The organism is Rhodopirellula maiorica SM1, from assembly GCF_000346295.1.
GTDB classification, from domain to species: domain Bacteria; phylum Planctomycetota; class Planctomycetia; order Pirellulales; family Pirellulaceae; genus Novipirellula; species Novipirellula maiorica.
Map to the genome: position 1 here is coordinate 1 of NZ_ANOG01000479.1, position 11,510 is coordinate 11,510.

The 11,510-nt window shown below is 54.1% G+C and carries 7 protein-coding genes and 1 tRNA gene; 3 read left to right on the forward strand and 5 right to left on the reverse strand.

Annotation, left to right across the window (positions count from 1 at the left end; all coding sequences use genetic code 11):
- Positions 1-168: 168 nt before the first annotated feature.
- Entirely contained in the window at positions 169-2,010 is a 1,842-nt protein-coding gene (locus tag RMSM_RS15085) for a cyclic nucleotide-binding and patatin-like phospholipase domain-containing protein (protein ID WP_008697723.1), read from the reverse strand.
- A 754-nt stretch (positions 2,011-2,764) separates the two neighbouring features.
- Positions 2,765-4,336, reverse strand: coding sequence for a hypothetical protein (locus RMSM_RS15090; RefSeq protein WP_040766960.1), 1,572 nt, complete (start codon positions 4,334-4,336; stop codon positions 2,765-2,767).
- A gap of 163 nt (positions 4,337-4,499) precedes the next feature.
- Between RMSM_RS15090 and RMSM_RS15095 the strand changes: the two genes are divergently transcribed.
- Together RMSM_RS15095 and RMSM_RS15105 are read left to right on the forward strand one after the other, a co-directional pair.
- Positions 4,500-5,900 (forward strand): AI-2E family transporter, encoded by a 1,401-nt coding sequence (locus tag RMSM_RS15095; RefSeq protein WP_008697726.1) that lies wholly within the window; start codon positions 4,500-4,502, stop codon positions 5,898-5,900.
- A gap of 416 nt (positions 5,901-6,316) precedes the next feature.
- A complete protein-coding gene (locus tag RMSM_RS15105) occupies positions 6,317-6,571 on the forward strand; it encodes a DUF3806 domain-containing protein (RefSeq protein ID WP_008697729.1) in 255 nt (84 codons plus the stop codon).
- Positions 6,572-6,711: 140 nt separating this feature from the next.
- On the opposite strand, the gene RMSM_RS15110 is transcribed toward RMSM_RS15105, so the two are convergent.
- The 3 genes from RMSM_RS15110 to RMSM_RS15120 all read right to left on the reverse strand — a co-directional run bounded on the left by RMSM_RS15110 (position 6,712) and on the right by RMSM_RS15120 (position 9,404).
- Positions 6,712-8,682 carry a sulfatase gene (locus RMSM_RS15110; RefSeq protein WP_201767037.1) on the reverse strand — a complete coding sequence of 657 codons (1,971 nt, stop codon included), beginning with the start codon at positions 8,680-8,682 and terminating at the stop codon, positions 6,712-6,714.
- A 36-nt stretch (positions 8,683-8,718) separates the two neighbouring features.
- A complete protein-coding gene (locus RMSM_RS15115) occupies positions 8,719-9,198 on the reverse strand; it encodes a hypothetical protein (protein WP_040766964.1) in 480 nt (159 codons plus the stop codon).
- A gap of 132 nt (positions 9,199-9,330) precedes the next feature.
- Positions 9,331-9,404, reverse strand: a tRNA-Arg gene (locus RMSM_RS15120).
- 175 nt (positions 9,405-9,579) lie between these two features.
- On the opposite strand from RMSM_RS15120, the gene RMSM_RS15125 reads away from it, so the two are divergent.
- Positions 9,580-11,510 (forward strand): DEAD/DEAH box helicase (locus tag RMSM_RS15125; RefSeq protein WP_008697743.1); only part of this gene is annotated, 1,931 nt, incomplete at its 3' end.

Genomic DNA, 11,510 nt, shown 5'->3' on the forward strand with positions numbered 1-11,510 from the left:
GGGCTTTTCAACACAACACAAGAAAATAATGTTATCAAACCATTGCGACCCCTTAAGCGTTGCTCGAGTAAGACGCAGATAAGCTACGTGACAACTAAATCACGAGAAAATGAGCGGTCGTTCTACAAGCAACATCCCGATGTCATTCAACTGGAATCGCACTACGAGTCATTGGAACAGTTGGGGATCGAGTTTGGCGAGCATTGCCTTGAGCTGCTTGATTGATTCATTCGTAGTGGTTTCGCCAACCACCGACATTTCGTCAGCGCGAGTGAATTCGGATAGGTCGAACGCGGTGACGTCGGGAGCGATGACAAAGTCGGCGGGCTGCACCCCCACGTCGTTCATGCTGTGTCCCTGAATCATGTGTTGCCGCATGATGACTTGCAACGATTGAAAAAACTTGCTCGCTCGCCGCTGTCGATTACTACGGATCGACATGAAATCTTTCTCTAGCTTGGCGGTTACCGTCGATGCAATGACGAAGTTGCATCCTTGGTCAACCAACGCATTCGCCGGAACATTGTTCAGCAATCCTCCATCGACGACGGCGCGTCCTTGTTTCACGATCGGCAACGCCAACGGAGGCAGATTGATGCTCTCCAATATATTGTGCGTTGCATCGCCTGATTCCCGCTCCAACAGAATGCCATCGACTAAGTCCACCGCCATCGTCGTCATGGGAATCGCGAGTTGCTCCATGCGGAGGTCGTTTAGGTATTTGCGCAGCATCGAATCGAATTGATTGAAGCGATACTTGTGAATCAGGTACCAGTATCCGCCCGCCGGTAACCAGCGAAAAAAACAGCTCGGCGTGAGGTCTGTTTTGAAACATTCCGTGGCGTAGTCGGGATCCATGCCTGCCGCGTAAACCGTTCCGGTCATCGCACCGGCGCTCGTGCCGGCAAGTCGGTCGACAAAAATGCCATTCTGTTCCAAGCATTTCAGCACACCCAGATGAGCCATGCCTCGCGCGGCACCACCACCCAACGCGATGCCAATCTGCACGCCTCGCAAATAATGAATGATCCGCTCCAGTCCTCGTTGCAACAGTTTTCCGTGCTGCAATGACGGTTGGCCCTCATAGGTTTTGAAATCGCCTGCGGATAGTTCATTGAGTTTTGGAACATAAGGTGGTACCGGATTGTCGAAGGTGAGATGCCATACGATCCGCACTTTTTCTCGCAACCACGGAGCATCACGTCCTAGAATCTCGAGTTGTTGAACGGCATCGGCGACATCCGCCGAAGTGATGCACCACAGCACCACTTCGGAATAGCTCAGCAGTCGGTTCAGATCGTCTTGCGAGTGATCCGCACGGACATCGATAAACAATCGCCCTAATGCGGACCATTTTTGTAAGGTGCTTGTGATCGCATCCTTTGAAATCAGCTGACCGTTTTCGTAAAGCGGATAAAAAACAATTCCTTCGTCGGATGACCAGTGATTCTCGTCGCCCGCCACATAAACGGGTTCATCGAGTTGTCGCAGTCGACGGGTTAGATCGACAGCCAAACAGCGGCTTGCATCCGATTGATGCACGACTCCGACCACCGCCGGCTTGGGCAGGTCCCGATCGATTACGACTAATCGCTTCACCACGTTTGCCGCGGCAGCGAACATGGAACGTTGGAACTCTTGATGCTTTGTCGTCAGCCGCAGCAATTCGTCCATCGTAAAGTGGATCACCGTTGTGGGCTCAATCGCAGAGACTTGCAAATGTGAGGACTCGGGAAGCACGACCGAGAAGAGTCCCAGCACTGAACCGCGACCAAACTTTTCGCGATGGATCTGCTTGTCCAGCCGATCGAACAGTAACGCTTCGAGGCTGCCTTCGATCACAAAGTAAACGTTGGTGAATTCGGCGTTGACAGAGATCACCTCGTCGCCGGTGGCGAATTGACTTGTTTCCGCCTCCGCTGCGATGTCCTCGATCACCTCCTGCGACAATTGGCGAGCCCAGTCCAATCGCTGCAGCTCAACGCAAAGCCGATGTCGGTCCAGAGTCATAGCAGTCCTTTCGAAAGCAGATGGCAAACGATCCCCATTACGTCAACTCAGACTCGGGGAATGCCACTGTTAGCCCAACGTCTTTGTTAAGCGGCTAGGCAGGAGTCTTTCCGTATTTTAGTCGCTAGCCACTTGTTGATTTAATGAGCCACTCGCGTGTGAGCGGCCGGGTTCCACGCATTACCCGGTGCCTTACGGCCCACGGCTCACCGATGCGATTTGCATTTCGACTAAATCAACAAGTTGCTAGCCACGGTTTCGACATTCAACCGAGCCTAGCGACCGAGAGCCAATCCGAAAATCGACTCACCCGAGTACAACGGCCCTTCCGGGCCGTTGCCAAGTTTTCCCTACTGGGCCATCGCAAAGTAGTGCTTTCATGATGCCGGCTACAAGAGGTATGGTCTCTGCAATGAATTCTTCTGGGTGGACCCTATGCCTCCGTGCCAGCGGTACCTGTACAACCGATATCCTGTCCACTCGTATGGCATCCTGCTGATACTATCGTTGTCATTGCAACCCGATCTGCAATACATCAGGAATCTATCCGGATTCGCTTGCCATCGGAACGAGATTCGAACTGCACCTCTAGTGTGGCCTATCCATCAAGAAAGTACGACGGCCTTTCCAGGCCGTCAAACTCAGCGACAGCCTGGAAAGACTGTCCTACGATTTGTATTCAGCAAGTTTGTCCGAATTGAGTCTTGCAAAACAAGTCACAACGACTGGCTCGAATGCCGTCAATCATTTGGGCTTAGTCTGCATCCTTGTTCCGACGTCTAATTTTCTGATTAAAAGTCAGCGCTATACTTGCTGACCATTTCCCGCCGGACGGCCGCTGTTTGTTCATCGATTTGATTCCACAATTGCTGGACGTTCGAAGCACCCTGGGTGCGCTCTTGGTACGGATGATTGCATCACTTTGGCCTTTCGCTTGTAGTGATGCGGTCATTGGATTGACGCCGACATAGGTGCTGGGAACACCATACATGCCGCCGTTATAACCCATGCCGGCTCGGTATCCACCGACGGCCATACCGTAACCGCTCGAGGAGGGTTGGTTGCTGCGCGTTCGCACCGACGTCCGCATGCCGACACCTTTCATGGTCATCTCGCCTTGCCGTAACATCGCGGCCATGTTGGCTCCATAGTCAACCAGCATCTCATCGACATTCAGAATCGACATGCGATCGATTTTGCGAGCGTACTTGTCATACCAAATTGCGGCTTGGCCAAAGGTTTTGACGTGATCCCGTTTGGGTTTACCGCGAAGATCATCCAACAGCGTCGTGATCTGCGTGAAATAAGCTTGAGAAGCCAGCAGTTTCGCTTTTCCTTCGGGATCCGCGCCGGGCGAAGTCGCTTCTAACATTGCATCGGTCAGAGAAGGAGGAAGCTCTAGCACACTCATCACGCGACGCATTCCGTTTAGCGAGAAGGTGCCTCGGAGCATAAATGAATTGCCTTGGATCGAAGGCTGCCAGTTTTCCAGGTCGTCGATGTATCCGCCATTGTTTCTCAGCACCTCCAACAGCAACGGTTTGCCAACCTCCGAAAGCAACGTGGGCGGCTCCGAAAAGTCGACACGAATCGCTCCGACCGTCTTGTCCCCCACGGTGATGCCTAAAGTCATGCCCCGCGCGCCCGCGATCAGTTTCGCAAACGAATCTACGGGCAAGTCAACGTCTTTGAGTGACTCCATGGACGTCATCTTTTGCTTGACCTGATGTTCGGCGATATGTCCGCCAACGTCGACCGCCATGACGATGGGTGTGCCGAAGTCTTTGGCATAACTGAACGCTTTTTCCAGATAGTCGGGCAGTTTACTGGATGCCCCGACATCGGTTGACCGCAGCCAGCGGGCAACGTCTTGGCGGTTTGCCGGGGTTGCATGCGCCAACAGGTTATCCATCAATTGCACGACATAGGTGTCATCCGGCAGCCGCGTCGCGGCCCGCCCTTCGATGTTGTCCATCGAACCGCCGTACCGAGCGGCGACTTCGGTGACGTTATAGTCATTGTGCATTTTCATCATGCCGAGTTCATGCACCGTTTTGTGGTATTCCAGGTCGGTGCGGGCTGCCAAAATCACGGCCTCGGCACCGGGAGGTGTCGCAATCATACCCGCGTCAAAAGCGGCTTTCCGACGCGCCATCCACCGCTCACGATTGGCCACTGGCGAGCCGAACATTTTGTGCAGATCGATCAACACGAGCATGTTGGTGTCTTGCGGAATCCGGTATTTCATCCCCTCGTATTGAGCCGAACCGACACCGGAGGTTGCTAATATCGAAAGCAAAATTGCGAAACAGATAAGACGGTTCATGGAAAAGCTCAATTCAAGTGAGTGGGATTCGATGCCAATGACACCTCCGCTTGGCCCCTGTCGTAGCGTCATCGAGATACCAAGATTATAAACGGATCAGACAACCGGTTTCCGTACTTCCGTGTTCTCATCCTGAAATCTTCATTAAATCCCGTAGTTGAACATGTTCGACCAAGGCCCACTTCACCAGAATTCGCCGCCAGCCGAATCAGCACGCAGAGATAAACTGCAAACACCGCTGTTTGATATTGATCGATCAACGCAGCAGAAAATACAGACGGTTTCACTGCTGGTGCTGGCGGTGCTCGGATCGATTTACCTGATCTACTGGCTGCGACCGGTCTTGGTGCCATTCGTGGTGGCCTTATTTGTCGTCAGCGGCCTTAGTCCGATCCTGGCGGTGCTGGAGCGAACCTTGGGAGTCACGCGGATTGTCGCCGCTGCGATCACGTTTCTCTCCGGGGTCGCTTTACTAATCATGTTCGGGATGGCAATTTCGATATCGATGACCGATCTGACCAAAAATGGCGGACGATACATTGATCGGATCGAAGCGATTGCCCAGCAGATTGATCAGCACACTTTTCTTGATCTTAACTTCCGTCGACAGCAAAACGGCGAGATCGTACCGGTCGCCGATCCACAAAACGTGCCCGATCAAGTGTTGTCGCCGGTTGACGTTCTGCCAGTAACGCCGGATGACGCGGACCAGGCGTCCGAGGAGACGGACGCTCTATCGTCTGACGGACAAGGCGTTGCGTCCAGCGGTGATTTGATCGATCAAACCGAAACGCCAACGGCAATGACCGATGGGGCGGGGATGGATGCTGCAGATATCCCTCCGGTGAATCCAGGTGGCCCACAAAAGTTAGTCGAAACCCTTGCCCGGCAAGGCATCGCGATCGTGTCGCAATCACTTTTCAGTCTGGTATCGACCAGCGTCGTGGTTTTGATCTTCGTGTTCTTTCTGTTGTTGGGTACCCCGGTACTGGTGTCGTCCAACGAAACGATCCAAGAGATCAACCATCAAGTACGGGTGTACTTGGGACTAAAAACGATCATCTCGATCTTCACCGGACTGGCGTTTGGATTGGCGCTGCGACTGTTTGGTGTGCCGATGGCGTTTACGTTTGGCGTGTTGGCGTTCCTGCTGAATTTTGTGCCCAACGTGGGTCCGATTGTGGCAAGTCTGTTGCCAATTCCGCTGATCATATTTGATCCCAGCGGCAACTTGGCCTGGATGCTTTCCGCGATCGGTGTGACATCGATGATTCAAGTCGCCAGCGGAAACCTAGTTGAACCGAAACTGATGGGGGAATCATCGGATTTGCATCCCGTCGTTGTGCTACTTTCGCTGATGTTTTGGGGCATGATGTGGGGGATCATTGGTATGTTTTTGGCGACGCCGATTGCGGCGGGGTTCAAGATTGTCTTGGAACGATTTGACGAGACCAAACCGCTAGCCGCCTTCATGGCCGGCCGCTCCGCTCGCCCGCCACGTCCCGAAACCGAGGCGTTGATCAAGCCCGATTCGTCACCCGCAGGCCCCGCAAGCAGCTCCTAACCCAAGCCCCAAACTTCCACCGCCGCCATCTCCTGAAACCGAGACACGCCAAGCACACAACCCCGTTCTCGCTGATGGGTATTGCCCGTGAGCGTGAGAGAAGCATCGTGATCAGGACGATTCAATGCACACCACGAATTTGCGAGACCGTGTCGGTTGAATCCGCCATGCTCGTGACAATGCGATCGTTTCACACCGGATTCATACACCGTTTGTCGAAACGATGCTCGAATAGCGAGGTACATGGGTGTATGGAAATGGTCGATGGACGGACAACAATGCTTCGATGATGAACGTCTCGCAAAGTATATTGACTTACTTGCCCAGTGCGCGTCGTCGGGACGCGGCGTGTACGTTACGTTTTAGAATGCCAATGACAATGGGTTGGACGCAGAGGCCTCGAAAGCGTTTTTGTTGTGATTGCCACGAGACTTGGATTCGAATGGGTTGTGGCTACGGACGAACAGGGATCAGATTTCGCGATCAAACATCCGTCGCTGATGGTTTTGGCGTTTCCGCGCGACATGATTGTGAAATGGGTCGAGACCGGTGAAGCAATCAATATGACGGAGTTGTACCACGGGGTCGTCTCTGCACTTGAAGAACAGATCACCGACCAAGAGATTCATGATGGAACACCGAAGCGAACACGGAGTCGCGCGACTGGCTGAACTGGCATTTGGAATGCGACCGGCCGAAGAGCTCTAGATCTGAAAAATGACCCACATCAAATGATGAACCTAGTCGACATCGTCGCCTTGAGTGGTGACGCCTTCGATGATGAGAGGAAGTAGGGTAGGCAGTGTCCACCCTACTGGAACTCCCAGCGTTTGACCGACTTCTTCGTTTTCGCATCAAGGTAGTCGATGGATTGGATCTCCACCGGCCCATTTTCTAATGGAAGATACAGACGAATGATCTGCGTCGTTTTCTCAATCGGCAAATCGATCGACAGATTTTGCCACTCGGACCCTGCAGGAAAATTAAAATTCACGACCTGTCCCTGTGCAGGGAAATCCTCCTGAGCCGCCAGCTTCCACTGCACCTTCCCTGCACCTCCACTCTTACTCCGAGCCCGTAAACGCAGAGTCAACGGCATCCGCGTTTTGATCTGAGCCGTGCCGAGGAAAGGATTTCGTTTTCCCGGCTCCATCGTCGCTACCAAGGCTCCGTTCTTTAGCTCGACCGTGCACATCTTTGGTACGAGCCCGGCATCAAGAGCCCGAGTCGCCCTTGCGACCTTCGGTGTATAAGCTGGATTCGGTTTGGGTACCAGCGCACCCGTGTCGGCGATGAATCCGTCGATCAACGCATCGAGTTCCTTCACCTTGTCCGGCATGGCTGCGGCCAAGTTATTCGTCTCACCGATATCCTTGGTCAGGTTGTAAAGCTCGCGCACCTCGGGGTAATCTCGATGCGGCTCGAAGCGCCGGATCAGTTTCCACTCCCCTTTCCGCACGGACACCGCTGGAACGATGTGAGGAAACCAGGTGAAGTAAGCCTCACGATCGAGACGGCCGGTTTGCTTCAACACCGGTAGCAACGACAGACCGTCGACGATGTAATGGACTGGCAACTCGATGTTCAGCGCGTCGAGCACGGTGGGATAAAGGTCAATCGCTCCGACAACCGTGTTGTCGGTTGTGCCCGGTTTGATCTTGCCCGGCCAACGCACCATCAATGGCACACGTTGACCGCCCTCGTAAATGCGCGCCTTGCCTTCGCGCAAAGGTGCATTGTTGGTGGGGCCTTCACCTCCGGCCCACTTCCGCCACTCCCGAATCGCCGCCATCTTCGGGTGATTCTCACTCAGTTTGGCAATCTTACGGTCGTCTTCTCGATTGCTATGCACATTGCCGCCATTGTCCGAATAGAAAATGAACAGCGTGTTCTCGGTCAGGCCTAATTCATCTAACTTGGCCATCACCCGACCAAGGCTTTCATCCACACTCTTGAGCATCGACGCCATGATCGGATTGTGTTGTTCACCCCGCGGATCTTTCTTCTTCGCAAACTCGGCCGTGTATTCCTCCTTGTGCCCCCACGGCCCATGCACACCGTACTGCCAGAGGTTCAGGTAGAAGGGTTCGTTCTGATGTGCCTCGATGAACTTCAACGCCTCATCCGTCAGACGATCCGTGATGTATTCCCCGTCTGGCCCATCGGTGATGTTGCCCACATGATGCTGCCCCGTCGGGCGTCCTTCGATCGAAACGCCGTAGGGTGAAAAATAGCTCGGCGGCCCTGGATCTGGCGCGCATGCCCAAGTCGTTTCGAAACCGTTTTGGTCGGGTCGATTCTCGGGCATCAAACCAAGGTGCCATTTGCCAAAGTGCCCAGTCCGATAGCCTGCGTCCCGCAATACCTCGGCCAATGTCACGATTGCCGGATCGATGAAGTTCTTGCTGTTTGCAAAGATGAACTGCGAGGCTGGTGATGCCTTCTCGGGATAGGGAGAAGCATCTGGTGCCGCCGGCGGTTGATGGCCACTTGCCGAGGTGACGCGATGACGTGCTGAGTGTTGCCCCGAGAGAATTGAGCACCGCGTTGGGGAGCACAGTGGCACGGCATAGGCATCGGTGAATCGCATCGCCTGTTTCGCCAATCGTTCCATGTTTGGCGTCTCGTAGTACTGCGAACCATAAGCAGAACTATCCATCCAGCCCATGTCATCGACGACAAAGAGCACGACGTTAGGTTGATCCTTAGCCGCAGCAGGAACATTCACAACCAATAACAACGCAGTCGCGGCGATCCAAGTCAATTTCATTACAGTACTCATCGTCGTTGAAGTAGGGTGGACACGCCTCAGGTCAGTTCAGTTCGCGTCGGATGACTTGAGAGAGTCGATGTAGGCTTTGGAAGCGGCTTCGAGTTGGGTAAGGCCTGGAGAAGCTTGATGCTCATAGTCTTTGATGGCCTTGCCTGCGTCAACGACAGCTCTGTTGCGAGCCTGAAACTCGGGATCGTTGTTCAGGGACTTGCGGACGGCGTTGCGTTTCTCGATGGCGGCGTCCACGCTTTCGAAAGCTTCGGGAAAGCAGGCTTCGAGCGCGGCCTGAAGTCGGGCGGTTTCGGCGATCAAGGCAGCGAGTTGCTTGTCACCGGCGGCTTCGAGCTTGGCGCGGACCAAACCCAGTTCCGACGGGAACCGGTTTCTGTTGACTCCATCCTCTTTCAGACGCGCAAGTTCGGGCTTTTGGGAGCGGGCATCCTGGGGGGCATCCTGGGGACAGAGCACCTTAAGGGATGGTGCGGTGTAGCAAAGCGATCGTGTTACACCAGCTTCATACACCATTTGCCGCAAAGGTGTTCGAAAAGAGAGGCCGAAAGGACGGATCAGGGACGCTCCATGGATGGACGGGATTGCCGTGAAAACACGAAAAAACCCGCTTCCGACGCGGTGAATTGCGCTGAAAGCGGGTTTAAGTACACCCGGAGGGATTCGAACCCCCAACCCTCGGTTCCGAAGACCGATGCTCTATCCAGTTGAGCTACGGGTGCGTGATGCCCAGAGTTTAGCTTCCGCTGCCGCTTCGTCCAAGTGTCCTCTATTCGGTTTTTTTCACTTGCCTATCTTACCATGACCCCCGCCCTCGCTTGCTGGTTCACTTTGACGCCATTCTATTAGGTAAAAACCTGGTTTCATGGTGATCATCGGCAAGGAGAGGGCTGATTTATGGCAACCCAATCAGAATCAAGGCAATCGAAAACAAGTTCCAAATCCAGCCGCGCGGAGACGAAAAGCCGTACGAACGCAAAAAGTAGGACTGCAAAACGTAAAAACAGCAAAGGAAACCCGTTCCACCAGCGACTTGCCTCGCTGACCTACTACCAGGCCTGTCAATTACTCGGTGAACAAGGCCCCGAACTGATCCGCCAAAGCAACCGGGCCTTCGAAATCGATTCCGAAGAAGATGTGTTCCTCGGCGGCGACCTGTACCGCGTTCGCTTCCAAGACCCTGACGTCCCGGGCGGCCGCGCCATCGCGACGTTTACTTTGCAATCGGCTCGCTCCAAACAAATCCAAATCAATTGTGATCAGTGTGATACCTCGTGTGTCCATCTGGCCGCCGCGCTGAGCCATCTGCTGGATGCCAAAAGTGTTCTGGGGCTGGCAGCACCACCGGATGAATCGGTGCCACTGGAAAATTTGACTTACGATGAATTGCACGAACGGGCCTTGGCCGAGCGACGGCAGCGGGCAGCGGACGAATCGATGACGGTCCGCACTACGGATGCGGCAAAACCTTGGACCGACTATGTGGTCACCAGTAAAACATCCGGCAAGTCGTATCGGGTTGCGCTGAGAGGCACCGAGCCAGGCCAGTCGTATTGTTCTTGCCCCGACTTTCGCACCAATTCACTCGGAACGTGCAAGCACGTCATGCATGTGTTGGACAAAGTTTCGCGGCGGTTCAAAAAGACGGAGCTAGCGAAACCGTATCGACGCAGCAATTTGTCACTGCGTCTACACTATGGCGACGATTTTGGTTTGCGATTCAATTTGCCCACTCAGCTCGATCCGACCATCGAAGAAATCGTCGACCAAGCAGGCGAGCAATCTTTGCGTGATGGGCAAGAGGCAATGCGGCGGATCGAGGCGCTCGAGCATGCCGGTCACCACGTTCATCTGTATCCTGACGCCGAGGATTATCTTCAGCGTTCCCTGGTACAAACGCATCTGCAATCGCAATGCGACGAAATTCGACGCAATCCGGCCAAACATCCGCTACGAACCGAGCTGCTCGACGCCAAGCTGTTGCCCTACCAGCTTGATGGGATCGCGTTTGCCGTGGCAGCCGGGCGTGCGATCCTGGCCGACGACATGGGACTCGGCAAAACGATTCAAGGGATCGGTGTCGCGGAATTGCTCGCGCGATGGGCCGACATTAAACGTGTGTTGGTGATCTGTCCCGCATCGCTGAAGAGTCAATGGAGAAGCGAGATCCAGCGTTTCAGCGGTCGCAGCGTGCAAATGGTGCTAGGAACGGGGGCCGAACGAGCGGAACAATATCGCAGCGACGCCTTCTTTACCATTTGCAATTACGAGCAGGTGTTGAGAGATCTGACGGCGATGGAGTCCACTGCGTGGGATTTGATCATCTTGGACGAAGGCCAACGTATCAAGAATTGGGAGTCGAAAACCAGCAACATGATTCGGACGCTGCAGAGCCCGTATCGATTGGTGCTTTCCGGTACGCCGCTGGAAAACAATCTTGGCGAGCTGTTTACCGTAGCACGATTTGTGGACGAACAGCGGCTTGGACCAGCGTATCGATTTTTTCATCGTCATCGAGTGGTTGACGAGAAAGGGAAGACGCTCGGGTACCAACGACTCGATCAGCTTCGCGAATTGATGTCGCCAATCCTGTTGCGGCGAACACGGGGTGAAGTCGCAAAACAATTGCCGGAGCGGACCGATGAAATCGTGCGAATTGAACCGACCGCGGAACAGTTGGAGATTCACGACAGCAACATGGCAGTGGTTGCCCAAATCACGGCGAAGAAGTTCCTGACCGAAATCGACATGTTGCGTCTGCGTCGTGCTTTGGCAAGTGGCCCGAATGGTCGCCGACAGCACCGTACTTATCGATCAACAGGAACAAG

Coding starts and splice junctions, on each gene's coding strand:
- RMSM_RS15090 (WP_040766960.1), bottom strand. CDS start 4,336: ATGAACCGTCTTATCTGTTTCGCAATTTTGCTTTCGATATTAGCAACC.
- RMSM_RS15095 (WP_008697726.1), top strand. CDS start 4,500: ATGTTCGACCAAGGCCCACTTCACCAGAATTCGCCGCCAGCCGAATCA.
- RMSM_RS15115 (WP_040766964.1), bottom strand. CDS start 9,198: ATGGTGTATGAAGCTGGTGTAACACGATCGCTTTGCTACACCGCACCA.
- RMSM_RS15110 (WP_201767037.1), bottom strand. CDS start 8,682: ATGAGTACTGTAATGAAATTGACTTGGATCGCCGCGACTGCGTTGTTA.
- RMSM_RS15085 (WP_008697723.1), bottom strand. CDS start 2,010: ATGACTCTGGACCGACATCGGCTTTGCGTTGAGCTGCAGCGATTGGAC.